The following is a 22,189-nucleotide window of genomic DNA, read 5'->3' as shown; positions in this document are numbered from 1 at the left end:
GGTGTTTTCCATGAACCCCATTATGGACTAATTTGCATTTTTTGTAATACGAGAGTTGGCTCCTCAGGGCGCGGAGGCGGCAGCCGCCTCGGCCTGCAGGCGCGCCTCAATCTGGGCGAGCGCGGCGAAGGAATCGGTGAGCGCCACGCGATGCGCCGCGAGCGGCTGGGCCGCGAGCTCGTCGAGGGCGGCGAGCGTAGACGCCACGGCAGGGTCGTCGCTCACATAGAATCGAACCAGCGTTTCGCGCACTTTGCCGAGCGCGGCGCGGTAGCGCGCTTCGTCTCCACCCTGCGCCGCGAGCCGGGCGCTGGCAAGCCACAGCCGCAGGTTCTCTTCGAGCACCAGCCGCTGCTGCGGCGAGAGCAGCTCCGGCGCGACGGCATCGAGCCGCTCCAGGCGCACGAGGCCTGCCGCGGACGCGAGCACCTCGTCCGTGCCGCGCAGCAGCGCCTGCCAGGCGCGGCGATACCAGGGCGATTCCGCCGGCGCCGAAGCGTCCTGCGGCGCAGCCTCGGCGGCGAGCCGTGGCGCGGCCACCGCCGCCGTCTCCGGCATGGGAGCGGCGAAGGCGAGCGTGAGCTGCGGCAGGCGGGATTCCAGCGCGTCGAGCCGGGCGAGGATCCCGTCGAGATCGACGCGCGGGGCGGCACGCAGCCGCTCCAGGTCACGGGCGAGCGCCTGACGCAGGGGAAGGAAGAGTCCTCGGCTTTCCTTGGCCAGGCGCGCGTCGAGCTCGCCGAGCACGGCGAGCGCCGTGGCTGGATCGTTCGCCCAGTCGATGCGCCGCTGGGCGTAGATGAGCGCATCGCGCGCTTCCAGCAGCAGGCGCCGTTCATCCTGCTGCGCCAGCGCCTGGGTCAAACGTTCCACCAGACGGCCGATCTCGCGCAACTCATCCACCTGCCCCTGAACCTGCCCGAGCGTGTGCTGCACCGTGTCCAGGCGCTGCGACAGGATGGTAAAAGCTCCTTGAAGCTGCTGAAAGGATTCCTCGCTGCGGCGCGCTCCCTGTTCGAGCCGGCCGAGCCGTTCTTCGAGCATCTGGCGCCGTTCCGACTCCTGCTGTGCGACGTGACGCGTATAGCCATAGGCCCCCAGGGCGAGCAGCAGCGCCGCGATCCCGGCGATGAGCGCCCAGACGCCGGAGCGCCCCGGCGCCGGAGTCGCGCTTGCCGTCGAAGCCCCCTGCGCGCCGCGCGTTGCACTGGCCGCCCCCTCTGGCGGCGAATCCGCCGAAGCGCCGCCTTGGGCCTGGGCGGCTGCGGCATCGCCCACAGGTGGGGAGACGGAAGGGGCTCCAGCCCCGGCAGTCGCGCCGCCCACAGCCGCAGCGGGCGTTTCGGCCGCAAGGGGATGATCTTGCCCCGAAGGTTTGGCTTCTTCTTGCGCTCTGGGTTCGTTCATCGACACTTCTCCTGCAAAACGGGCAAGGATTCCAGGGCGGCGACGAGTCCGGCATCGCCCGGGGCCGGCGCGGTGACGACCCGCTTCAGCCCCAGGGCGAGCGCCGCGGCAGCGATGCGCGGATGCGCCGCGACGGCAGGGATTTCGGCAAGCCGCGGCCAATCGGCAGCCGGCACCAGCTCCGGCAGGTTCCCGGCCCCTTCGCTGCTCGTGAGGAGCATCGCCGCGAGCCGCCGCTCGCGCAGCGGCGCGAGCACCTCGTCGGACCACTGCGGCCGGATGCGACGATAACATATCCAGGTATCGACCGAGGCGCCGCGCTCGGTCAGCGTCTGGGCGAGCAGCGCCCGCCCGCCCTCCCCTTTGACGATCAGCACCCGTCGCCCGGAGACGGCGGCACGCGCACATTCTGGCAGCGCGAGCACCGCTTCTGAATCCGCCCCCTGCCGGGGAAAGACGACCTCTGCGAATCCCAGATCGCGCAAGGAGGCGGCGCTGCCCTCGCCCACCGTCATCACCGGCGGACCCGGCGGCCAGGCGCGGTAACGGCGCAGGCGCGGCACGGCCAGTTCGGCGGCGCTGCGGCTGACGAAGAAGACCCAGGCGTAGTCATCCAGCGCGGCAGCGACCTGCGCCTCTTTCGTTTCATCTTCGATCGGTTCGATCGCGAGCAGCGGCGCCGCCACCGGCTCGAACCCGTGCTCACGCAGCAGCGCCTCGAGCCGCAGGGCCTGTTCGCGCGGCCGGGTCACCCAGACGGCGGGCGGCGAACCGTTCATGCCGCGCCGCCCGAGAGCGCCGCGACGAGCGCCGCCGCCCCTTCGTCGAGCAGGCGCTGCGCCAAGGTTTCGCCCAAACGGCCCGCCTCTGCGAGCGAGCCGCGGATCTCGCCGCCGTAGATACGGCTGCCGTCGGGCTCGGCCACCCGGCCGCGCAGCCAAAGTTCCCCTCCCTCGAGCACGGCATAGGCGGCGATCGGCACTTCGCAGCTGCCGCCCAGCACGCGCGCGAAGGCCCGCTCGGCGGCCACGCAGGCGGTGGTAGCGGGATCGGCGAGCGGTGCGAGCCAGGAGCGCACGTCCGCGCGTTCGGCCAGGCACTCGATGCCCAGTGCCCCCTGCCCCGCCGCCGGCAGGCTGACCTCGACCGGCAGCACCGACTGGATGCGCTCACCCAGCCCCAGGCGGCGCAAGCCGGCCGCGGCGAGGATGATGGCGTCGAACTGCCCCTCGTCGAGCTTGCGCAGGCGCGTGTCGAGATTGCCGCGCAGGGGGCTCACCGCCAGATAGGGATACTGCGCGATGAGTTGCGCCTGGCGCCGCAGCGAGGAAGTGCCCACCACCGCCCCCGGCGGCAGATCGTCGAGGCTCGCGTAGCGGTTCGAGACGAAGGCGTCGGCCGGCTCCTCGCGCGCGAGCGTGGCGGCGAGCGCGAACGCCTCGTCGAGCACCATCGGCACGTCTTTCATCGAGTGCACCGCCAGATCGGCTTCCCCCGCGAGCAGCGCCGCCTCCAGCTCCTTGACGAAGAGCCCCTTGCCGCCCACCTTCGCCAAGGGACGGTCGAGGATGCGGTCGCCGCGCGTGGTCATCCCCAGGAGTTCGACGCGGCAAGCGGGATAGAGCGCCTCGAGCCGGTCCTTGACGAACTGCGCCTGCCACAGGGCGAGGCGGCTCTCGCGGGTGGCGATGACGAGGCGCGATGGAGGCGGAAAGGCCGGGTTTTCTTCTGTCATGCTTTCTCCCTGACGGCACGGGCACGAGCGCCGGCGGCGAACGGATGCGGCGATTCTATCATCGCCGGCATGGCGCCCCGCGGCCTTATAATTCCCCCTTTCGTTGCCAAGCCCTTCCTCCTTACCATGACCGACACGCCCCATACGCCCGCCAAGACCTGGTCGGGACGCTTCGCCGAACCCGTCTCCGAGCGCGTCAAGCGCTACACCGCTTCGATTCCCTTCGACCGGCGGCTTGCCGAGCACGACATCCGCGGCTCGCTCGCCCACGCGAAAATGCTTGCGCGTCAAGGCATCCTGAGCGCCCAGGACCTGGCCGACATCGAGCGCGGCATGGCCCAGATCCGCGAAGAGATCGCGCGCGGGGATTTTCCCTGGTCGCTGGACGACGAGGACGTGCACCTCAATATCGAAAAGCGCCTCACCGCCCTGGTGGGCGATGCGGGCAAGCGCCTGCACACCGGGCGCAGCCGCAACGACCAGGTCGCCACCGACCTGCGCCTGTGGCTGCGCGACCAGATCGACGCCATCGTGGAAGCGATCGAATCGCTGCAAGGCGCGCTCCTCGACCTGGCCGAGACCCACGCGGCCACGCCCATGCCCGGATTCACCCATCTGCAGGTGGCGCAGCCAGTGACCTTTGGCCACCACCTCATGGCCTATGTGGAGATGCTCGAGCGCGACCGCGAGCGGCTGCGCGACGCCCGCCGGCGCGTCAACCGCCTGCCGCTGGGAGCGGCGGCCCTCGCCGGCACCACTTTTCCCATCGACCGCGAGTTCGTCGCCCGCGAGCTCGGCTTCGAGGACGTGTGCCGCAATTCGCTCGACGCGGTGAGCGACCGCGACTTCGCCATCGAATTCCTCTCGGCGGCCTCCCTCGTGATGATGCACCTGTCGCGTTTCTCCGAGGAGCTCATCCTGTGGATGACGCCGCGCTTTGGCTTCATCACCCTGGCCGACCGCTTCTGCACCGGCTCTTCCATCATGCCGCAGAAGAAGAACCCGGACGTGCCGGAACTCGTGCGCGGAAAGACGGGGCGCGTCTATGGGCACCTCATGGGGCTCCTCACCCTCATGAAGGCGCAGCCGCTCGCCTACAACAAGGACAACCAGGAAGACAAGGAACCCTTGTTCGACGCCGTCGATACCGTGCTCGACACGCTCATCATCTATGCCGAGATGGTGGGCGGCATCCGCGTGCACCCCGAGGCGATGCGCGAAGCGCTGCGCCAGGGATTCGCCACGGCCACCGATCTGGCCGACTATCTGGTGAAGAAAGGGGTGCCCTTTCGCGACGCGCACGAAGCGGTGGCGCGCGCCGTGCGCGAGGCCGAGGCGCGCGGCGTGGATCTGGCCGAACTGCCGCTCGAAGTGCTGCGCGGTTTCAGCCCCCTGATCGAAGAGGACGTGTATCAAGTGTTGACGATCGAGGGGTCGCTCGCGCAGCGGCGGCACATCGGCGGCACCGCGCCCGAGGCGGTGCGCGAAGCGATCGCGCAGGCCCGGGCGCGGCTAAAGCGCGCCTGAACGAAGGGTCAGGCGAGCACGCCGGCTTCCCTCAGCAGTTCCTGCAGCTCGCCCGACTCGTACATCTCGCGCACGATGTCCGCCCCGCCGATGAATTCCCCCTTGACGTAGAGCTGGGGAATCGTCGGCCAGTTGGCGTATTCCTTGATTCCCTGGCGCAGCGCTTCGTCTTCGAGCACGTTGTAGGCGGCGAAGTCTTTCAGGCCGCAGCGGCGCAGCACCTGCACCACGGCTGCGGAGAAGCCGCACAAGGGAAAATCGGGCGTGCCTTTCATGTAGAGCACCACCGGATCGGCGTCGATCTGCTGGCGGATTTTTTCTTGGATGTCCATGGAGATCCTTGTATTGCGAAGTTGGGGGAACCCATCTTAGCGAGCCGGGGCGGGCAACGTCAAGGTGGGAATCATGCACCGGGACAAGGAAGGTACAATCGGCAAATATCCATCGCCATCGAGGCGCTCGTGAGCGAGCGATGAACTACTGTACCGTCTGCGGTCATCCGCTGCAGGTCCTCGTCCCGCCCGGCGACAACCGGCCTCGGCACGTGTGTTCCCATTGCGGCGAGATCCACTATCAAAACCCGAAGCTCGTGGTCGGGGCCATTCCGCGCTGGAAGAACCAGGTCCTGCTGTGCCGCCGCGCGATCGAGCCCCGCCTGGGATGGTGGACGCTGCCGGCCGGCTTCATGGAAAACGGCGAATCCACGGTGGAAGCGGCGATGCGTGAGACTTGGGAAGAAGCCGGCGCGCTCGTCGAGATCGGCACGCTGCAGGCGCTCATCGACGTTCCGGTCATCCAGCAGGTCCACCTCTTCTATCGGGCGGACTTGCTCGACCTGAACGTGGCGCCCGGGGAAGAAAGTCTGGAGACGCGGCTTTTCCCTCTGCGCCACATCCCCTGGGACGAACTCGCTTTCGAGACGGTGCGCGCCGCGCTCGCCCATCACCTGCGTCATCCCCGGCACGGCGTGCTGGTGAAGACGCTGGGGCGGCGTCCCGCCCGTTCCTCCGCCTGAGCGCCGGGGAAGAAACCGCCGTGCGCGGTGCGAGCGCCTCAGCGCCCCTCCGCCGGGGGTAGCCCCACGAGCCGCACGTCGCCCACCGCGTAGCGCTGCGCGAGCGGCCGGGTGGAGTGCACCCCCTCTTCATATTCGAGGATCTCGAAGCCTTGGGCGCCGCGGCGCAAGGCGATCTCCTTGGCGGCGCGACGGAACACGGTATAGGCCTCGCCCTGGCCGCCCGTGGTGAGGGTGCGCATGTTCATGCGGATGCGGGCGGTCGCGTTGGCGGGAGATTCCTCCACCTCGATGCGCCAGTTGGGATCGAACGGGTCGTAGAGCGCATAGGCGATGAGCGCCGCGCCGCCGAGCTGGCGCAGCAGCGCGGCGTGCGACACGGGGGTAGGAGTGACGGAATTGGCTCCCCCAGCGGCACTGCTCGAGCTCGAACCATTGACGTTCATCGACGAGGACGAGAGCACCAGCGCCGATCCCGCGGCGCCCGCCGCCGGCGCGACCAGGCGTTCAGGGTCGTTCCAGGGCGCTTCTGCACATCCGCCCATGAGCGCGGCAAACCCCGCGAGCGTAAGAAAGCACAGAGCGCGCATGGAGCAGCCTCAGAGATATTCAAAGAGGGAAAGGTTGGCCACGCGCGCAAAGGACTGCTGCGCCGCCTGCAGAACGAGCTGCTGCTGGGCGAGTCGGCTCAAGGCTTCGTTGTAGTCCAGATCCTCGATGCGCGAACGGGCGGTGGCATACTGTTCGTCGATTGCCTGACCGGCGAAGTCGAGCGAGTCGAGCTCGGCGCGCTGGGAGCCGACCTTGGATTGATAGAGGGCGACGCGCTCCATGAAGGCATCGGCGGTGTCGAGACCGTACCCTGTGGGATCGGTATAGCCCGGCGGCAAGGTGACCGTTGCGGCAGTGGCCGGATCGATGGCGTCGATCGCCGTTTTGAGTCGGTTGAAGAACTCGGCGGAGGGATAGGTCGCCGGCGTTCCAAGGGTTGGATCAGCCGGAACATAAGCGCTCTGATCCGCCTCGAAGAGCCCCCCTCCCCCGGCCGCCGAGCCGGGAATGCCGATGTCCATCCGCCGCTCGGGGCCGACCTGCATCTGCCGGGTGCCGGCGTCGCCCTGGTAGTAATAGACATCGGGCGTAGTCGCATCGCCGTCGTGGTCGCCGAAAGCGATCGGCGCGGTGTCGTTCTTGTAGCCGGAGAAGAGGTATTCCCCCTGCCCGTCTTTACTATTGGCGAGTGCGACGAGGTTGTCGAGCTGGCTGCGCAGGTCGGAAGCGATCGCCGCCTTGTCCTGGGCGGAGAGCCCGCCGTTGCCGGCCTTGATGAACTGCTGCCGCATGTACTGCAGCGTGTCGGTCATCGTGGAGAGGCGCGTGTCGGTGAGCGCGAGCTGGTCCTTGGCGTAGCCGATGTTGGCGAGGAACTGCTGGTTCACGCTCTGGGATTGCTGCAGTTCGAGGCTGCGCGCGGCGCGCACCGGGTCATCCGAGGGCTTGAGCATCTTCTTGCCACTGGCGACCTGAAGCTGCGTCTGCGTCAGCTGCGCCTGGTTGTTCTGCAGGGCCACGATGTTGCGGTCGAAGATTTGGGACGTGGAGATGCGCATGATCGTTCTCCCGGTCAGCCGGCGATGGCGAGCACGGAGTCGAAGAGTTTCTGGGCCATCTGCATGACCTTGCTCGCCGCGAGATAGGCTTGCTGGTAGCGTACCAGGTTGGCGGCCTCTTCGTCGAGGTTGACGCCGGCGTGGCTGTCACGCTGCGCCTGGATCTGCTCGTAGAGCGCCTGCGAGGAAGAAGCTCCGTTCTTCACTTCGCTCGCCTTGGCTCCGAGCGATGACACGGTGCGGGCGTAGGCCGTCTGCAGCGTGGCCGTGGCCTGCCCGGCGCCATCGTCGTAGAGGAATTTCTCCGTCTGGATCGCGGCGAGCGTGAGCGCGTTGCGGTTGTCGGCCGGGCCGCTGCCCAGAGCCACCACGCCGGTCGGGTCGTCTTGCGCCGCGGCGATCTGCCGGGGATCGGTGATCGCCACGCCGATACTGGAGGCGGCGTCGCGGTAGGGCGCGATGACGGCGGTCTCACCGGTTTGCAGGGTCACGCCGGAGAAGTCGAGGCCGTCGATCGGTTGGGTCAAATCATTGAAGCGCGCGCCATCGCTTTGCCGCGTCACGCTGAGCGTGCCATTGTCGTTGCTGATCGTGTAGGTGTCGGGGCGCAGGGCGGAAAGCTTGACGTTCGTGGCGAACGAAACGGAGACGGTACTGCCTTGCGAACCGGCGCTCACCACCGGCTGGGCAAGATCGATGCCGGAGAAGTAGGGCTTCCCGGTGCTGCCGTCCAGCCCATAGCCCGACGCGTGCACTTGGTTGAATTTCGCCGCGAGCGCCGTGGCGAGGAAACCGAGCTGGTCCTGCACCGGTTCGAGCGCCTCGCGCCGGAAGGCGAGCAGCGCGCCCAGTTCGCCACCGTTCAACTGCGATTCGGGCAGCGCCAAGGCCGCCCCGTTGCCGATCTGGTAAGTGACCTGGGTGCGCGAGGGCTGGGCGGGGTCGGGCCGGGTGGCGATGGTGGCGCTCTGCGTGCCTTGCACCAGGGCCTGGCCGTTGCCGATGAAGACGGTCATCATCCCTTTGTCGTCGACCACCGCCTGGACGTTCACGCGCTTGGCGAGTTCGGCGAGCGCCTGGTCGCGCTGGTCGAGCAGGTCGTTGGGCGAAGCGCCGTTGCCCACGCCGAGCGCGCGCGAGATCTCCTGGTTGAGCCGGGCGATCTGCTGGCCGTACTGGGTGATGTCCTGGGCGGCGAGGGCGATGTTCTGCTCCACGCTGGCGTCGATCTCATCGAGCTGGCCGGAAAGAAGCTGGAAGCGGTTGACCAGCACCTCGCTCTGCGACAGCATCGTCTGGCGCGCGGCAATATTGGAGGGGTTGTTCGCCACTTCCTGTACCGCATCGAAGAACTGCGACATGGCCGAAGAGAGGCCCGCGTCGGGGTCGGCAATGAGGTTGTCGATGGGCGCGACGAGATCGCTGTAGTTCTGGTAGTAGCTCGCCTGGCTCTGCGACTGCAGCAGCTGCTTGTGCAGGAACTGGTCGTAGGCGCGCTCCACGTCCACCACCCGCGCGCCCTGGCCCACGTAGCCATAGCCCATGTACTGGGAAGGCTGGGTGGTCTGCACCGCGCTCTGGCGGCTGTAGCCGGGGGTGTCGGCATTGGCGATGTTGTGGCTGGCGACGTTGAGCTTGGCCTGCGAGGCCATCAGCCCGGTCAAACCGATGTTGAGGAAATCGGCCATGATGCTCTCCCGGCGTAGGGGTGTCGCCAATCAAGTAGCAAAATTCATGCCATGATGCACCGTCACCCCGGGAGCGCCGCCCGGAAGCGCCGGTCCTGCAGGATGGAGACGATCTTGTCGGCGTAGCGCGGGTCGGTGGCGTAGCCGCCGCGCACGAGCGCCAAGGCGAATTCGCGCGGGGTACGGCTGCCCGGCACGCCGGCGTAGCGCTCGTTGTCGCGGATGAGGCGCACGTAGTCGTCGAAGGCGGCGGCGTAGGAAGGATAGACGCGGAATCGGGCGTTCTCGGTCACGGCGCGGCCGCCGTCGTATTCGGTCACCGGCAGGGTGACGGTGGGGCCGCTCCAGCTGCTGCCTGCCTTGATGTTGAAGAGGTTGTGGCTGGAGCGCCCGTCGGGGCGGGTGATGACGGCCTCTCCCCAGCCGCTCTCGAGCGCTGCCTGGGCGACGAGGAATTCCGGCGGCACGCCCAGCTGCGCCGCGGCACGCTTGGCCTGCGGCAGGGTATCCTGCACGAAGCGGCGGATCTTCTCCGGCACGTCGGCGCCGTCCTGAGCGCGGCGCACTTCGCTGGCGGCCGAGGACAGCGCAGGAAGAAGCCCTGCCCCCGCTCCCTCTGGCGCCAAGAGCGGCTTTGCCTCGTCTTCTTCGAGCGGCACGAGCGGCTCGGCCGTGTCGTCGGCTCCGCCCAGGGCGGCGAAAAAGCCCTTTTCTTCGACCGGCGCTCCGGCCTCGGCCGCCATTTGCCGGGCAGCGGCAAAGTTTGCCGGCCGACGCAGCACCCCGGCAAGCGAGATGCCCGCCGCGGCCCCGGCGCCAGCCGATTCGCTCCCCGACGCGACTGCGCCTGCCGCCGCGGGCGAAGTGTCCGTCGCGGCGGCCTCGGTGGTCTTTCCCAGGCGCTGCTGCAGCTGGCGCGCGAGCAGCTCGCCCAGGCCGAGGCCATGGCCGGCAGCGAGGTTCTGCGCGAGCTGCTGGTCGCTCATCTCCTGGAACATGCGCTCGGCATCGCTCGAAGTGAAGTCGTTGCGCGGCACGGTGGCGCGCATGGCCTTGAGCATCTGCTGCAGCATCACCGCCTCGAACTGCTTGGCGGCGGCGCGCAGCGCCTCGGGCGAGTCACCCTGCTTGGCAAGATTCTGCAGCGAGCGCAGCGAGCGCGGATCGAAGGCGGGGACGCTCGGGACACTCATCGGCGCGCTCCCTCAGATCACTTCCAGATCGGCGCGCAGGGCGCCCGAAGACTTGAGCGCCTGCAGGATGCTGATGAGATCCATGGGCGTGGCACCGAGCGCGTTGAGCGCCTTGACCACGTCGGAGAGGTTGGCGCCGCCCTTGACGTCCTGGATCACCGCCACCGGCTGCTCGATCTGCACCTGCCCCTGCCGCGCGGCCACGGTGGCGCCGCCGGCAAAGGGGGTGTTCGGTTGGCTGACGGCGAGGTTTTCTCCCACGGTCACCTTGAGGCTGCCGTGGGCCACCGCCACGTGCTGCAGCGTCACGGCCTGGTTCATCACCACCGAGCCGGTACGCGAATTGACCACCACCTTGGCGCGCTGCACGTCCGGCTCCACGGTGAGGTTCTGCAGGCGGGCGAGAAAGGCCACGCGATCGGAAGGGTCGGCCGGGGCGCGCACGGCGATGGTCCGCCCGTCGATCGCCTGGGCCGTGCCGAAACCGAACGCGTTCTCGATGGCGCGCGTGATCTTGGCGGCGGTGCCAAAATCCATCTCTTCCAGTTCGAGCCGGATCACTTCGGATTGCGCGAAGTTCGTGCCCACCTCGCGCTCCACCGTGGCCCCGTCGGGGATGCGGCCGGCGGAGAGGTGGTTGATCTGCTGCGCCGCCCCGCCGGCGCGCGCCCCCGCCCCACCGACGACCACGTTGCCCTGGGCGATGGCGTAGATCTGACCGTCGGCCCCCTTGAGCGGAGTCATCACCAGGGTGCCGCCCTTGAGGCTCTTGGCGTTACCCATGGCCGAGACGGTGACGTCGATGCGCTGCCCGGGACGGGCGAACGGCGGCAGGTCGGCCGTGACCATGACCGCGGCCACGTTCTTGAGCTGCATGTTGCCCGTCGGCGGCAGATTCACCCCCATGCTGCGCAGCATGTTGATCACGCTCTGCACGGTGAAAGGCGTTTGCGTGGTCTGGTCGCCGCTACCGTCCAGCCCCACCACCAGGCCGTAGCCCACGAGCTGGTTGTCGCGCACGCCGCCCACCGAGGCGAGATCCTTGATACGTTCGGCCGCTTGGGAGGGCAACGCAGGAAAGAAACAGGTGCAGGCAAGCAGCGCGGCAAGGAGCGCCCGGCCGATGCGGGCGCGGCGACCGCCCCTGCGGTGTCCAGATTGCTTCACAGGCTCTCCGTTCATGACATTTTCCTCAGAACGGCAGGAAGTTGAGGAAGAAGCGCTGCAGCCAGCCCATCTTCTGCGCTTCGTCGATGTAGCCGCTGCCGACGTATTCGATGCGCGCATCGGCCACCGAGGTGGAATCGACCGTGTTCTTGCCGCTGATGGTCACCGGATCGACCACGCCGGAAAAGCGGATGTACTCGCGCCCCTGGTTGATGGCCAGCTGCTTCTCGCCGGAGACGAGCAGATTGCCGTTGGGATAGACGTCGATGACGGTGACGGTGATCGTGCCGCGGAAGGTGTTGTCGGCCGAAGCGCCGCCCTTGGCTTCCAGGCTCTGGTCGCCGCTGGCGTTCAGGCCGAGTCCGGCCAGGCCCGAGAGCGGCAGGCGGGTCATCGAATCGATGCCCACTTCCGAGCTGGTATTGCGGCTCGCGTTGGCGCCGGTATTCTTCTTGGCCGAGGTGTTCTCGACGAGGTTGATGGTGAGCGTGTCGCCCACGTAGCGCGGCCTGCGATCCTCGAAGAGCGGACGCACGGCGCTTGCCTGGAAAATGGCACCGTTTGCCGGTGCGGCACTCTGCGGCACGGGGCGCGCCGTCATCGGCTGATGCACGATGGCCGGCGGCGTGGTGTCGATGGCGGCGCAGCCGGACAAGAGGGCAAGCCCGGCGAGCAGCCAGCGGGTGCGCCTGGCGAATCTTCCGGCGAAGGGAGCGTTCATGGCCCTGCCCCTCACAGCTGGGTCAGACGGGCGAGCATCTGGTCGGAGGTGGACACGGCCTTGGAATTGAGCTCGTAGGCGCGCTGGGTGATGATCATGCTCACCAGCTCCTCGGCCACGTTCACGTTCGAATTTTCCACATAGCCCTGGTTCAATACCCCGGAGCCATTGTTGCCGGGGATGTTCACCGCCGGCGGGCCGCTCGACTGCGTCTCGGCGAAGAGGTTTTCCCCCAGCGCCTGCAGGCCGCCCTCATTGACGAAGGTGACGAGCTGGATCTGCCCCACCTGCACCGGCGCTACCGCGCCCGGCTGCAGCACGCTCACCACCCCGTCCTTGCCGATGGTGACGGAGAGCGCATCGGGCGGGATGTTGATCGCATCGACCAGCGGATAGCCCGAGGCGGTGACCACGTTGCCCTGGTTGTCGAGCTGGAACGCGCCGTCGCGGCTGTAGGCCGTCGTGCCGTCGGGCATCTGGATCTGGAAGAAGCCCCGCCCCTGGATGGCCACGTCGAGCGGGTTGCCGGTCTGCTGCAGCGTTCCCTGGGTGAAGATGCGCTCGGTAGCCACCGGGCGCACGCCGGTGCCCATCTGCAGGCCGCTGCCGATCTGGTTCTGCTGCGTCTGCTGCGCGCCGGGCTGGCGCAGGGTCTGGTAGAGCAGATCCTCGAACACGGCGCGCTGGCGCTTGAAGCCGTTGGTCGAGACGTTGGCGAGGTTGTTCGAGATGACGTCGAGCTGGGTCTGCTGCGCGTCGAGCCCCGTGCGGGCGATCCAGAGCGAACGGATCATGGTCGTTCTCCTGTGGGCGCCGCCGCGGTTCGGTCGATCGGGGCGGCGCGGTTGCTGCGTTCCATGGACTCATCTTACGTCCACCACCGTCTCCCCCGTCGCCGGAAAACCGGCGCTTTGCCGCCTCATTTCCGCCGGCCATTCCCCTCAGCGGGCGGGCGAGAGGATGCTGGAAGCGCGCGCGTCGTTCTCCTGGGCGGTGGTGATCGCCTTGGTGTTCATCTCGAACTGGCGCGCGAGCGCAATCATGCGCACCATCTGGTCGACCAGCGACACGTTCGACTTCTCCAGATAGCCGCTCGAGACCTGCACCGTCTCGTCCATGGGCGCAGCCCCGCCCTCCTGCAGGCGGAAGAGCCCGTCCTCGCCGCGCTGCAGGTTCTCCACCGGCGGGTTGACCAGCTTGAGCCGCCCCACCACCTCCGTGACCTGGGTGTTGGTGGGGTCCACCGCCGAGATCGTACCGTCCTTGCCGATGGTGAATTCCCGATCCGGCGGCAACGCCACCGGTTGGTTGTCCTCCCCGAGCACGGGCTGGCCACTAGGCAGCTGCAGAATGCCGTTCGCGCTCAGCTGGAAATTGCCGGCGCGGGTATAGGCTTCGCCGCCGTCGGGCGTCTGCACGGCAAACCACCCCTGCCCCTCGATCGCCGCATCGAGCGGCCGCCCGGTGTACTCGAGCGGGCCGGCCTCGAAATTGGTGGCCACGGTGGCATCCACCGTGAAAGCGCGCGAGGGCAGCGCCTGCGTCTGTACCGGCACGGCGCGCAGCCGGTGCATCGCCTCCTTGAAACCGGCGGTATCCACGTTGGCGAGATTGTTCGCCACCGCGCCCTGCTGCTCCAGGGTGTATTTCGCGCCGGTCATGGCGGTGTAAATGACGCGGTCCATCGCAATCCTCCTTCAGCGCCCGCTATCAGCGCAGGTTGATGACGGTCTGCAGGATCTGGTCCTGCGTCTTGATCGACTGGGCGTTCGCCTGATAGGCGCGCTGCTGCACGATCATGTTGACCAGCTCGGCGGTGAGATCCACGTTGGATGCCTCCACCGACCCGCCGGAGATGAAACCGCGCGTGCCCGCCCCGGGGGTTCCCGCCACACCCGGCCCCGATTCGAGCGAGGAGATCCACAGGTTGTCCCCCATCGACACCAGGCCGTTGGGGTTGCGGAACGAAGCAATCGCCACCGTCCCCACCGTGACCACGTTGCCGTTGGTGTAGCGCGCCTGGATCTGACCTTCTTTCGTGACCGATACCCCCGCCAGCTCCCCGGCCGGCACGCCGTCCTGGCTGATGGTGTTCACGGAGGATGCGAGGGCGAATTGGGTGGCGGTGAAGTTGATGTCGATGGTGCCGTCGCTCGCCCCCACAGGCCCTCCGATCGTGGCGCCGTTGGCCAAGGTGATGCCACTAAAAGCCAAAGGAGACCCACTTGTCAATGCGCCCGAAGCGTCGAATTCCAAAGTACCCAAATTAGCAGGGATTCCCGGAGGGGTTGCCGCAGGATCCGTAGCTGGATCACCGGAAAGGGCGCCATAGACGTCCCATGTCGATGGATTACCCGAAGCCGTTCGCACGAAATACAGGTTCAAATTGTGGGCGATTCCCAGCGAGTCGTAGGTCACGACCGTCGTGGAAAAGTTATAGGTTTTTGGGTCATTGGGATTGAACGTTCCTGTCATGACTGGCTGGTTGGCATCCAGATTGAACGTCATATCCACTGTCGAGGTCTCGCGCGGCGTGCCGGTGTCGTACGGCACCTTGATCGGCACCGCATCCCCCGCCCCTGCCGTTCCGGGATAGCCGAGCAGCTGGTAGCCGGTGGCCGTGGTCACGTAGCCGTCCTTGTCGAGCTGGAATTCCCCGGCGCGGGTGTAATACATCTGGTTGTCGCCCAGCACCGGGCGTTTCACCATGAAGAAGCCGTCGCCGTTGATCGCCATGTCGAGCGAATTGCCCGTCTCGGTGATGCTGCCCTGGCTGAAATTCTGCCGGATGGCCGCCACGCGTGAGCCGCTGCCCACCTGCTTGTACGGGTCGGCGCCCAGCGTGGCTGAATAGACGTCGGCGAACACCGTCTGGCTCGCCTTGAAGCCGGTGGTGTTGGCGTTGGCCACGTTGTGGCTGATGACGTCGAGCGCCTGCGAGGAGCTGGATAGGCCGCTCAAACCTTGTTGGAATGCCATGATCCTCTCCTATCTCACATGATCTGCTTGACTTCGTCGAGGGTGAAGATGCCCAGATCGCCCACCTGCAGGTCGGTGCTCTTCGGCCCTTTCACGATGCCCGTGACCTGGCCGAGCTGCAGCGCAGTGGCCGTGACCGGCTCGCTGCCGTCTTTCGCCTCGATCTTCATTTTGTAGATGCCCGGCTGGGCGGTTTGACCATCGTCGGCCTTGCCGTCCCACACGAAATTGTGGCTGCCCGCATCGAGCGCGCCCAGATCGAGCGTGCGCACCAGCACCCCCGACTGGTCGGTGATGGTCACTTTCACCTCGCTCGCGGCCGCCGGAAGGTCGACCCCCCCGATGCCGCCCGAATTCGTGAGCGTGATCTGGTTGCCAGCCACCAGCACTCCGCGCCCCACGAGCGAAGCCATGTCGGTCATCTGCGCCGTGCCAGCCAGCTCCGAGACGAGCTGGTTCAACTTCTCGATGCCCTGCACCGTGCTCATCTGCGCCAGCTGCGAGGTCACCTCGGCGTTGTCCATCGGGTTCAGGGGGTCCTGGTTCTTGAGCTGGGTGGTCAAGAGCGTCAGGAAGCGGTTCTGCATGTCCTCCACGGCCCCGGCCGTCGCGCTCGAGCTGCTCGTCGTGCGCGGGCCGTACTGCGCCAGGATGGAACTGGCGGTGGTCGTGGTGGGATTGGTGGTGGTGCTCATGGAAAGTCTCCGCTGGATAGATCACCGATCGGCGAAAGCGTCGCTACCGGCGCCTTCCTCACTGTCCGATCGTCAAAGTCTTCTGAAGCAAACTTCGTGCCGTGTTGATGACTTCCACGTTGTTCTGGTAGGAGCGCGAGGCGGAGATCATGTTGACCATCTCCTCGACCACGTTCACGTTGGGCATGGCCACGTAGCCGTTCTCGTCGGCGGCCGGGTTGTTGGGCTCGTAGACGAGGCGCGGCGGGGCGGCGCTCTCCACCACTTCCTGCACGCGCACGCCCTGGGCGGGGCCTTCGCCCATGGGCGTGGTGCGAAAGACCACCTGCTTGCCCCGGTAGGGCTGACCGTCGGGGCCGACCACGCTCTCGGCGTTGGCGAGGTTGGAGGCGGTGGTGTTGAGCCGCACCGACTGCGCCGTGAGCGCCGAGCCGGCGACCTTGAACACGTCGAGCATTGCCATGACGATCTCCCTGCGAATTCACTCACTGCCCGGTGATGGCGGTGCGCATGCCCTTGAGCAGCCGGTTGATGAAGTTCAGGCTCGCCTCGTAGTGGAACGCCGTCTCGGCAAAGGCCGTGCGCTCCTGGTCCATGTCGACGGTGTTGCCATCCACGGCCGACTGCACTTCGCTGCGGTAGCCTTCGTACTCCGCGAGCGGCTCGTCTCCGCCGGCCGAGAGGTGCTCGGAATCGGTTTTCTTGAGCCCCGGCGCGCTGCGGCTCGACTGGGCCTTGGAGAGCGCGGCGCGAAAGTCGAGGTCGCGCGCCTTGTAATTGGGCGTGTCGGCATTGGCGATGTTCGAGGCGATGAGCTGCTGCCGCCGGGCCTGCACCTCGAGGGCTTGGCGTTGAAAGGCGAGCGCTTGTTCGAGTTTTTCCAACATGGTCATCCTCCGGTTTGGGACGACGAGGCATAAGCACGTTCCATGCCTGTCAGGATAAGTCCCTTCCCCGCAAGGCAAAGGGCGGAACATCGGGGGTTCCTCCCGGCAAATCCGCGCTTTCCCTCCGGCAAGGATTGCCGGGCTTGCCGATCCGTGCTAGAACTGCGGCCCATGAACGCCGCCCGTCTCTTCCTCTTTCTCTTCCCCGTCGCGCTCGCCCTGGGCCCTGGTATGGCCCAGGCGCGCCAAGAGCCGCTGGCGGTGGAACAGACCGTGCGCGCCTTCCTGCAGCAGGCCACGGCGGGGCTGCCGGGGCGGGTGCAGATCGAGGTCGATCCGTTCGATCCCTACAACCAGCTTCCTTCCTGCCGCAGGCTGGAAGCCTTCGTACCGGAGAACGTGCGGCTGTGGGGGCGCGTGGCCGTGGGCGTACGCTGCACCGAGCCCACGGCCTGGACGGCCTATCTCACCGCCCGGGTGGCGGTGTTCGGCGCCTATTACCAAAGCGCGCGGCCGCTGCGCGCGGGGCAGATCCTCTCGCCCGACGATCTGCGCCGCGAAGAGGGGGAACTCACAGCGCTGCCGGAAGACGTGGTACTCGATGCCTCCCGCGTGGTCGGGGCGCGTCTGCGCGGCAGCATGGCAGCTGGCCAACCCCTGCGTCAGAGCCAGTTGGTGCTGCCCGACGTCGTCTCGCCGGGCATGGAGGTGGCAGTGCGCGTCGCTGGGCCGGGCTTCGTGGTGGAGAATCGCGGCAAGGCGCTCAATCGCGCCGCGCCGGGCGAAACGGTGCGGGTGCGGCTCGAAGGCGGCCGCGTCGTCTCGGGGCAGGCGCAGGCCGACGGCTCGGTCCTCATCAACCCCTGAAAAATGCTAAAGTTTCCGCTCATACCTGCCGTAATCCCATTCAAGATGCCATTGGACGAATGAGGATTGGCCATGAAAATCGGTACCCCGACCCCGCCGGCGACGGGCGGCGCCGAATCCCTGCGCCCGCCTGCCACGAACGGCAAGAAGCTGCCCGACGCCCCGGCGAGCGAGGCAGCCGCCGGCAACGAAACGGTCGCCGTCTCGCGCCTGGCCAACCTGCTCGCGCAAGGGGAAAGCGCCATGGAAAGCACGCCGGAGATCGATTCGGCCCGGGTGCAGGAACTCTCGCAGGCGATCCGCGACGGGCGTTTCCGCGTCGACGCCGAGCGCATCGCCGAGGGGCTGCTCTCCGAAATGCGCGACCTGCTCTCGCGTGAGGGATGATGCACCTGCCGCCCGCCGTCCTCGCCTTGCTGTCGCAGCTGCTCGCGCAGGAAGAGCGCGCGCTCGAACGCTTCCTTGCGGTGCTCGAGGAAGAGCGTCGGGCGCTGCTCGCCGGCGAGGCCGAAGCGATCGCCGCCGCCGTCGAAGAGAAGAACCGCGTGGCGGAAACACTGCAGAACTGCAGCCGGCAAAAACTGCTGCTCGCGGCAAAAAGCACCGGCAAGACGGACGAGGAAGCCGCCGCCGCGCTGCAGGAATGGATGCAGGAGCCTTCGCTCGCTCCGGCGTGGGAACGCATCCGGGCGCTTGCCGAGCGCTGCCGCCGCGCCAACCTCGAAAACGGCACCTTCATCCGCGAGCGGCTGGCAGTCAATCAGCAGGCGCTCGACGTGCTCCTCGGCGCCCAAGAGCGCCTCACCACCTACGACGCGCTCGGCACCACCCACTTGCGCACCGCCACCCGCCGTCCGCTCGGTTCGGCCTGAGCGCCCCCTCGCCTGGAGAAACAGGACGTTTTCTGCCACAATGCAGCCGTCGGCCGACCTTCGGAGCCTTGCGTCATGATCACCGTCGTCTTCAACCAGAAAGGCGGGGTGGGGAAATCCACCATCACCGTCAATCTTGCCGCCATCGCCGCCCGGCGCGGGCTGCGCACCTTGGTGGTCGATCTCGACCCGCAGGCCAACACCACGCGCTACCTGCTGGGCGAGGCGGCCGAGAGCGCCGAACCGACGCTCGCCGAGTTTTTCGACCAGACGCTCAACTTCAAGCTCAACCCGCGGCGCACCGAGGAATTCGTCCTACCCACGGCGCACGAGAACCTCGCCCTGCTGGCGGGGCACGGGGCGCTCGAAGAGCTGCAGGGCAAACTCGAATCCCGCTACAAAATCTTCAAGCTGCGCGAGGCCCTGCGCGAGCTCGCGGCGCAGTTCGACCGCATCTATATCGACACGCCCCCGGCGCTCAACTTCTACACCCGCTCGGCGCTCATCGCCGCGCGCTGGTGCCTCATCCCCTACGACTGCGACGAATTCGCCCGCCGGGCGCTCCTGCAGCTCCTCGACACGCTCGAAGAGGTCCGCGCCGACCACAACCCGGAGCTGCAACTGGCAGGCATCGTGGTCAACCAGTTCCAGAGCCGCGCCACCTTGCCGCGCCAGGCGGTGGAAGCGCTCATCGACCAGGGGCTGCCGGTGCTCGAACCGTATCTGTCGAGCTCGGTCAAGGTGAAGGAATCGCACCAGAAGAGCCTGCCGCTCGCCGCGCTCGAACCGGGGCACCGCCTGGCGCAGGAATTCGCCGCCCTCTTCGAGGCGATTGAGGCGCGCACCGCCGGCTAGAGCCGCTCGAGCGGCGCCACCGACAGCAGCAGCCGCTTGACGCCTACTTCGGGGCCAAACTTCACGCTCGCCTGCGCGTGCGCCCCGGCCCCTTCCACCGCCAGAATCACCCCTTCGCCGAACTTGGGATGGCGCACGCGCTCGCCGCTGCGCCAGCCGTTGCCTGCCCCGCCCGAGGACTGCGGTACGGCGGTCACGCGCGAGGGCGCCAAATCGCCTCCTTTCCGTTCCCGTCGCTTGGCGTTGAGCCACAACAACAGCTCCGGCGGAATCTCTTCGAGGAAGCGCGAAGGCTGATGGTATTCGGTCTGCCCGTGCAGCATGCGAATGTCGGACCAGGAGAGATAGAGTCGCTTCTTCGCGCGGGTGACCGCCACGTACATCAAGCGCCGCTCTTCTTCCACCCCGCCGTCGGCGTAGAGGCTGTTCTGGTGCGGGAAGAGCCCTTCCTCCAGCCCGGTGAGGAAGACGACGTCGAATTCCAGCCCCTTGGAGGCGTGCACCGTCATCAGCTGCACCGCCGTCTGCCCCGCCTCGGCCTGCTGTTCGCCGGATTCGAGCGCGGCATGCTGCAGGAAGAGGGCGAGCATCTCGTGTCCCTGCGCCTCGATCCCCTCGCTCGCCATCTGGGCGACGAAGTCGCTTGCCGCGCTCACCAGTTCGTCGAGGTTCTCCAGCCGGTCGCCCCCGTCGCGCTCGGCGGCGTAGTGCGTGCGCAGCCCCGAACCGGCGATCACCCGCTCGACGAGTTCCGGCAGTGGCACCTCGCGCGTCTGCTCGCGCAGGCGTTCGATGAGTTGCAGGAATCCTTGCAAGGCCGCACCCGGCCGGCCGGCGAGGCGCGTGGCCGCCGCGCTGATGTCGGTCTGCCCGTCACGCTGCGCCGCCAGAGCCTCCAGCGTGCGCGCCCCGATGCCGCGTGGCGGAAAATTCACCACCCGCAGGAAGGCCGTCTCGTCGTCGGGCAGCAAGAGCAGCCGCAGGTAGGCGAGCGCGTGCTTGATTTCGGCGCGGTCGAAGAAGCGCTGCCCACCATGAACTCGATAGGGAATGCCGGCCGCGAGCAGGGCATGCTCCAGCGCGCGCGACTGGGCGTTCGCCCGGTAGAGCACGGCGATTTCATCCGCCGAGACGCCCTCGCGCAGCAGATTGCCGATCTCCTCGGCCACGAAACGGGCCTCGGCGCCGTCGTCGGGTGCCTGAAACACGCGGATCGGCTCGCCCTCGCCCGCCTCGGTCCACAGGTTCTTGCCCAGACGCTCGCGGTTGTGGGCGATGATGGCGTTGGCCGCCGCAAGGATGTTGCCGTGCGAGCGGTAGTTGCGCTCCAGGCGGATCACCGCCTGCACGCGGAATTCCTGCTCGAAGCGCATCAGGTTGCGCGCGAGCGCCCCGCGAAAGCCGTAGATAGACTGGTCGTCGTCGCCCACGCAAAAGAGGAAGGCCCCGGCTTCGCCCGTGACCGGATCGGCGGCGAAGCGCTGCAGCCAGCGGTATTGCAGCGCGTTCGTGTCCTGGAATTCGTCGACCAGCACGTGCCGGAAGCGCGCGCGGTAATGCGCCCGCAGCGCCTCGTCGCGCGCGAGCAGCTCGTCGCTGCGCAGGAGCAACTCGGCGAAATCCACCACCCCCTCGCGCTGGCACTGCGCCTCGTACTCCTGCCACAGCGGCAGAAACCGCTCAGCGCGGCGCGACTCGGCCGCCACCTTGTCCGGGCGCAGCCCCTGCTCCTTGTGCGCGTTGATGAAGGAAAGCAGCTCGCGTGGCGGAGCGCTCTGCTCGGAGACGTTGAGCCGCTTGAGCAGGCGCTTGATGGCCGAGAGCTGGTCGGCCGTATCCAGGATCTGGAACATCTGCGGCAGGCCCGCGGCCTGGTGATGGATGCGCAGCAGGCGGTTCGCCAGCGCATGGAAGGTCCCCACCCACATGCGGCGCAAGCCCGGGCGCAGCGCTTCGGGCAAGAGCCCCGCCAGGCGCGAGGCCATCTCGCGCGCCGCTTTGTTGGTGAAGGTCACCGCCATGATCTCGTGCGGCCCCGCCTCGCCCGTCTCCAGCAGCCAGGCGATGCGGCTCGTGAGCACCCGGGTTTTTCCCGAGCCAGCACCGGCCAGGATGAGGGCGTGCTGCGGCGGCAGGGTCACCGCCGCGCGCTGTTCTGGATTGAGTCCCTGCAAGACCTCGTGCATCGTGCGTCCTCCGGCTCCGTGCCGGCGTTTTCTCCCGGCCCCGATTGTAACCTTCCTCGACGAAGGACGGCGGCAGGGAACTTTTGTTGCACCGCAACATCGAACGAGACGTCTCGTAAAAAAACCCGATTGAAATTTGGGCGGCCATGGATGCAAGACGTTGCGCGGGTGCAACAAAAAGTAAGTCGGACTTGCATTTTCCCGCCCGGATCACGATAATGCGAGCGTGTGTTGCGGCACAACATGCTGCGAAACGGAATCGCCGCCCACGAAGCGGCAAGGAACGAGCGATGAAAGCACCCAAACTCCTGCCCTGGTTTGCCAAGCAATATGGCCTGCCCGAAGAGCGCGCCCAGGCGCTGTGGGCTGAAGCCGTGCGCCGCGCCACGCTGGCCACCGGCTGGATCGGCTCCTCTCTCTACTGGCAAACCGCCTGGAACGAATTCCATCGACTCGCCGAAGCCGAGTCGCAGCGCCTGCACCCGATCACCAGCTGGCTGCGCTTGCAGCATCGCCTCATGACCATGCCCCTGCGCGCGGCCAGCGATCTGCTGCGCGCCAGCGAAAAAATACTCGAGCGCAGCCGCGCCGCCTGACCGAATCTTGTCTCCCTCCCTCTCCATCTCGATGGAGTTCACGCCCGCCCCGTGCGGGCGTTTTTTTATCCGGCGAAGGCGCGGAAATTCCCCCGACGCACCGCCACCCCCACCGTCTCGCTCGGAAGCGGAGCCTCCTCTGCCAAAGCGAAGACGTCTTCGCCGGAAGACAGCCGCAGCGTGAGGCGG

The 22,189-nt window shown here is 67.4% G+C and carries 24 protein-coding genes; 7 read left to right on the top strand and 17 right to left on the bottom strand.

Annotated elements, in window-relative coordinates; all coding sequences use genetic code 11:
- Nucleotides 1-63: 63 nt before the first annotated feature.
- The 3 genes from OA56_RS03845 to hemC are packed head-to-tail and all read right to left on the bottom strand — an operon-like array spanning nucleotide 64 to nucleotide 3,142.
- Nucleotides 64-1,407 carry a uroporphyrinogen-III C-methyltransferase gene (locus tag OA56_RS03845; protein WP_461583558.1) on the bottom strand — a complete coding sequence of 448 codons (1,344 nt, stop codon included), beginning with the start codon at nucleotides 1,405-1,407 and terminating at the stop codon, nucleotides 64-66.
- Complete coding sequence (locus OA56_RS03840) at nucleotides 1,404-2,186, bottom strand: uroporphyrinogen-III synthase (RefSeq protein WP_461583556.1); 783 nt, start codon at nucleotides 2,184-2,186, stop codon at nucleotides 1,404-1,406. The genes OA56_RS03845 and OA56_RS03840 overlap by 4 nt, the downstream gene beginning before the upstream one ends.
- Nucleotides 2,183-3,142, bottom strand: coding sequence for a hydroxymethylbilane synthase (gene hemC, locus OA56_RS03835; RefSeq protein WP_055424048.1), 960 nt, complete (start codon nucleotides 3,140-3,142; stop codon nucleotides 2,183-2,185). The genes OA56_RS03840 and hemC overlap by 4 nt, the downstream gene beginning before the upstream one ends.
- 126 nt (nucleotides 3,143-3,268) lie before the next feature.
- Here hemC and argH point away from each other — a divergent pair, with 126 nt between their 5' ends.
- Nucleotides 3,269-4,669: an argininosuccinate lyase gene (gene argH, locus OA56_RS03830; protein ID WP_055424047.1), complete on the top strand. Its 1,401-nt coding sequence runs from the start codon at nucleotides 3,269-3,271 to the stop codon at nucleotides 4,667-4,669.
- 8 nt (nucleotides 4,670-4,677) lie between these two features.
- Here the strand turns inward: argH and grxD are convergent, their stop codons facing one another.
- A complete protein-coding gene (gene grxD / locus OA56_RS03825) occupies nucleotides 4,678-5,001 on the bottom strand; it encodes a Grx4 family monothiol glutaredoxin (RefSeq protein WP_055424046.1) in 324 nt (107 codons plus the stop codon).
- 140 nt (nucleotides 5,002-5,141) lie between these two features.
- Here grxD and OA56_RS03820 point away from each other — a divergent pair, with 140 nt between their 5' ends.
- Complete coding sequence (locus OA56_RS03820) at nucleotides 5,142-5,684, top strand: NUDIX hydrolase (protein ID WP_461583553.1); 543 nt, start codon at nucleotides 5,142-5,144, stop codon at nucleotides 5,682-5,684.
- Between the two features lie 38 nt (nucleotides 5,685-5,722).
- Here the strand turns inward: OA56_RS03820 and OA56_RS03815 are convergent, their stop codons facing one another.
- From OA56_RS03815 to flgB, 12 genes are all read right to left on the bottom strand, one after another.
- Nucleotides 5,723-6,274 (bottom strand): hypothetical protein, encoded by a 552-nt coding sequence (locus tag OA56_RS03815; protein WP_141056522.1) that lies wholly within the window; start codon nucleotides 6,272-6,274, stop codon nucleotides 5,723-5,725.
- A 9-nt stretch (nucleotides 6,275-6,283) separates the two neighbouring features.
- Nucleotides 6,284-7,294, bottom strand: a complete 1,011-nt coding sequence (flgL, locus tag OA56_RS03810) for a flagellar hook-associated protein FlgL (RefSeq protein ID WP_461583550.1) — start codon at nucleotides 7,292-7,294, stop codon at nucleotides 6,284-6,286.
- Nucleotides 7,295-7,308: 14 nt separating this feature from the next.
- Nucleotides 7,309-8,982: a flagellar hook-associated protein FlgK gene (flgK, locus tag OA56_RS03805; RefSeq protein WP_461583548.1), complete on the bottom strand. Its 1,674-nt coding sequence runs from the start codon at nucleotides 8,980-8,982 to the stop codon at nucleotides 7,309-7,311.
- A 62-nt stretch (nucleotides 8,983-9,044) separates the two neighbouring features.
- The gene (gene flgJ, locus OA56_RS03800) at nucleotides 9,045-10,175 is read right to left on the bottom strand and encodes a flagellar assembly peptidoglycan hydrolase FlgJ (RefSeq protein ID WP_461583546.1); all 1,131 of its coding nucleotides are present in this window, start codon (nucleotides 10,173-10,175) and stop codon (nucleotides 9,045-9,047) included.
- A 12-nt stretch (nucleotides 10,176-10,187) separates the two neighbouring features.
- Nucleotides 10,188-11,357 (bottom strand): flagellar basal body P-ring protein FlgI, encoded by a 1,170-nt coding sequence (locus OA56_RS03795; protein ID WP_461583544.1) that lies wholly within the window; start codon nucleotides 11,355-11,357, stop codon nucleotides 10,188-10,190.
- Between the two features lie 10 nt (nucleotides 11,358-11,367).
- The gene (locus OA56_RS03790) at nucleotides 11,368-12,063 is read right to left on the bottom strand and encodes a flagellar basal body L-ring protein FlgH (RefSeq protein ID WP_461583542.1); all 696 of its coding nucleotides are present in this window, start codon (nucleotides 12,061-12,063) and stop codon (nucleotides 11,368-11,370) included.
- An 11-nt stretch (nucleotides 12,064-12,074) separates the two neighbouring features.
- Nucleotides 12,075-12,857, bottom strand: coding sequence for a flagellar basal-body rod protein FlgG (gene flgG / locus OA56_RS03785; protein ID WP_141056528.1), 783 nt, complete (start codon nucleotides 12,855-12,857; stop codon nucleotides 12,075-12,077).
- Between the two features lie 147 nt (nucleotides 12,858-13,004).
- Nucleotides 13,005-13,748, bottom strand: coding sequence for a flagellar basal-body rod protein FlgF (gene flgF, locus OA56_RS03780; RefSeq protein ID WP_461583540.1), 744 nt, complete (start codon nucleotides 13,746-13,748; stop codon nucleotides 13,005-13,007).
- Nucleotides 13,749-13,773: 25 nt separating this feature from the next.
- Nucleotides 13,774-15,042, bottom strand: a complete 1,269-nt coding sequence (gene flgE, locus OA56_RS03775) for a flagellar hook protein FlgE (RefSeq protein WP_141056530.1) — start codon at nucleotides 15,040-15,042, stop codon at nucleotides 13,774-13,776.
- A gap of 14 nt (nucleotides 15,043-15,056) precedes the next feature.
- Nucleotides 15,057-15,737 (bottom strand): flagellar hook assembly protein FlgD, encoded by a 681-nt coding sequence (locus OA56_RS03770; protein ID WP_461583537.1) that lies wholly within the window; start codon nucleotides 15,735-15,737, stop codon nucleotides 15,057-15,059.
- 58 nt (nucleotides 15,738-15,795) lie between these two features.
- The gene (gene flgC, locus OA56_RS03765; RefSeq protein ID WP_055424034.1) at nucleotides 15,796-16,200 is read right to left on the bottom strand and encodes a flagellar basal body rod protein FlgC; all 405 of its coding nucleotides are present in this window, start codon (nucleotides 16,198-16,200) and stop codon (nucleotides 15,796-15,798) included.
- 22 nt (nucleotides 16,201-16,222) lie between these two features.
- Nucleotides 16,223-16,624 (bottom strand): flagellar basal body rod protein FlgB, encoded by a 402-nt coding sequence (gene flgB, locus OA56_RS03760; RefSeq protein WP_055424033.1) that lies wholly within the window; start codon nucleotides 16,622-16,624, stop codon nucleotides 16,223-16,225.
- A 171-nt stretch (nucleotides 16,625-16,795) separates the two neighbouring features.
- On the opposite strand from flgB, the gene flgA reads away from it, so the two are divergent.
- The 4 genes from flgA to OA56_RS03740 all read left to right on the top strand — a co-directional run bounded on the left by flgA (nucleotide 16,796) and on the right by OA56_RS03740 (nucleotide 19,218).
- Nucleotides 16,796-17,491, top strand: a complete 696-nt coding sequence (gene flgA, locus OA56_RS03755; protein WP_072247971.1) for a flagellar basal body P-ring formation chaperone FlgA — start codon at nucleotides 16,796-16,798, stop codon at nucleotides 17,489-17,491.
- A gap of 72 nt (nucleotides 17,492-17,563) precedes the next feature.
- Nucleotides 17,564-17,878, top strand: a complete 315-nt coding sequence (gene flgM / locus OA56_RS03750; RefSeq protein ID WP_461583534.1) for a flagellar biosynthesis anti-sigma factor FlgM — start codon at nucleotides 17,564-17,566, stop codon at nucleotides 17,876-17,878.
- The gene (locus OA56_RS03745; RefSeq protein WP_461583532.1) at nucleotides 17,875-18,363 is read left to right on the top strand and encodes a flagella synthesis protein FlgN; all 489 of its coding nucleotides are present in this window, start codon (nucleotides 17,875-17,877) and stop codon (nucleotides 18,361-18,363) included. The genes flgM and OA56_RS03745 overlap by 4 nt, the downstream gene beginning before the upstream one ends.
- A 75-nt stretch (nucleotides 18,364-18,438) precedes the next feature.
- Nucleotides 18,439-19,218: a ParA family protein gene (locus tag OA56_RS03740; protein WP_055424030.1), complete on the top strand. Its 780-nt coding sequence runs from the start codon at nucleotides 18,439-18,441 to the stop codon at nucleotides 19,216-19,218.
- Here OA56_RS03740 and OA56_RS03735 read toward each other — a convergent pair.
- Nucleotides 19,215-21,404, bottom strand: coding sequence for a UvrD-helicase domain-containing protein (locus OA56_RS03735; protein WP_461583529.1), 2,190 nt, complete (start codon nucleotides 21,402-21,404; stop codon nucleotides 19,215-19,217). The genes OA56_RS03740 and OA56_RS03735 overlap by 4 nt on opposite strands.
- A gap of 290 nt (nucleotides 21,405-21,694) precedes the next feature.
- Between OA56_RS03735 and OA56_RS03730 the strand changes: the two genes are divergently transcribed.
- The gene (locus tag OA56_RS03730) at nucleotides 21,695-22,000 is read left to right on the top strand and encodes a hypothetical protein (RefSeq protein WP_055424028.1); all 306 of its coding nucleotides are present in this window, start codon (nucleotides 21,695-21,697) and stop codon (nucleotides 21,998-22,000) included.
- Nucleotides 22,001-22,189 lie beyond the last annotated feature (189 nt).

The organism is Tepidiphilus sp. HLB4, from assembly GCF_054823945.1.
Note: the sequence above shows the minus strand (reverse complement) of the source record. Positions and strands in the feature narration are given on the sequence as shown.

Bases quoted from the DNA above. Each gene is read 5' to 3' on its own strand.
- flgF (WP_461583540.1), bottom strand. From the start codon at position 13,748: ATGGACCGCGTCATTTACACCGCCATGACCGGCGCGAAATACACCCTG.
- flgA (WP_072247971.1), top strand. From the start codon at position 16,796: ATGAACGCCGCCCGTCTCTTCCTCTTTCTCTTCCCCGTCGCGCTCGCC.
- OA56_RS03840 (WP_461583556.1), bottom strand. From the start codon at position 2,186: ATGAACGGTTCGCCGCCCGCCGTCTGGGTGACCCGGCCGCGCGAACAG.
- OA56_RS03815 (WP_141056522.1), bottom strand. From the start codon at position 6,274: ATGCGCGCTCTGTGCTTTCTTACGCTCGCGGGGTTTGCCGCGCTCATG.
- OA56_RS03770 (WP_461583537.1), bottom strand. From the start codon at position 15,737: ATGAGCACCACCACCAATCCCACCACGACCACCGCCAGTTCCATCCTG.
- flgB (WP_055424033.1), bottom strand. From the start codon at position 16,624: ATGTTGGAAAAACTCGAACAAGCGCTCGCCTTTCAACGCCAAGCCCTC.
- flgM (WP_461583534.1), top strand. From the start codon at position 17,564: ATGAAAATCGGTACCCCGACCCCGCCGGCGACGGGCGGCGCCGAATCC.
- flgJ (WP_461583546.1), bottom strand. From the start codon at position 10,175: ATGAGTGTCCCGAGCGTCCCCGCCTTCGATCCGCGCTCGCTGCGCTCG.
- flgC (WP_055424034.1), bottom strand. From the start codon at position 16,200: ATGGCAATGCTCGACGTGTTCAAGGTCGCCGGCTCGGCGCTCACGGCG.
- OA56_RS03740 (WP_055424030.1), top strand. From the start codon at position 18,439: ATGATCACCGTCGTCTTCAACCAGAAAGGCGGGGTGGGGAAATCCACC.
- OA56_RS03735 (WP_461583529.1), bottom strand. From the start codon at position 21,404: ATGCACGAGGTCTTGCAGGGACTCAATCCAGAACAGCGCGCGGCGGTG.
- grxD (WP_055424046.1), bottom strand. From the start codon at position 5,001: ATGGACATCCAAGAAAAAATCCGCCAGCAGATCGACGCCGATCCGGTG.
- OA56_RS03845 (WP_461583558.1), bottom strand. From the start codon at position 1,407: ATGAACGAACCCAGAGCGCAAGAAGAAGCCAAACCTTCGGGGCAAGAT.
- flgE (WP_141056530.1), bottom strand. From the start codon at position 15,042: ATGGCATTCCAACAAGGTTTGAGCGGCCTATCCAGCTCCTCGCAGGCG.
- hemC (WP_055424048.1), bottom strand. From the start codon at position 3,142: ATGACAGAAGAAAACCCGGCCTTTCCGCCTCCATCGCGCCTCGTCATC.
- OA56_RS03790 (WP_461583542.1), bottom strand. From the start codon at position 12,063: ATGAACGCTCCCTTCGCCGGAAGATTCGCCAGGCGCACCCGCTGGCTG.
- OA56_RS03745 (WP_461583532.1), top strand. From the start codon at position 17,875: ATGATGCACCTGCCGCCCGCCGTCCTCGCCTTGCTGTCGCAGCTGCTC.
- OA56_RS03730 (WP_055424028.1), top strand. From the start codon at position 21,695: ATGAAAGCACCCAAACTCCTGCCCTGGTTTGCCAAGCAATATGGCCTG.
- flgG (WP_141056528.1), bottom strand. From the start codon at position 12,857: ATGATCCGTTCGCTCTGGATCGCCCGCACGGGGCTCGACGCGCAGCAG.
- argH (WP_055424047.1), top strand. From the start codon at position 3,269: ATGACCGACACGCCCCATACGCCCGCCAAGACCTGGTCGGGACGCTTC.
- flgL (WP_461583550.1), bottom strand. From the start codon at position 7,294: ATGCGCATCTCCACGTCCCAAATCTTCGACCGCAACATCGTGGCCCTG.
- OA56_RS03820 (WP_461583553.1), top strand. From the start codon at position 5,142: ATGAACTACTGTACCGTCTGCGGTCATCCGCTGCAGGTCCTCGTCCCG.
- OA56_RS03795 (WP_461583544.1), bottom strand. From the start codon at position 11,357: ATGAACGGAGAGCCTGTGAAGCAATCTGGACACCGCAGGGGCGGTCGC.
- flgK (WP_461583548.1), bottom strand. From the start codon at position 8,982: ATGGCCGATTTCCTCAACATCGGTTTGACCGGGCTGATGGCCTCGCAG.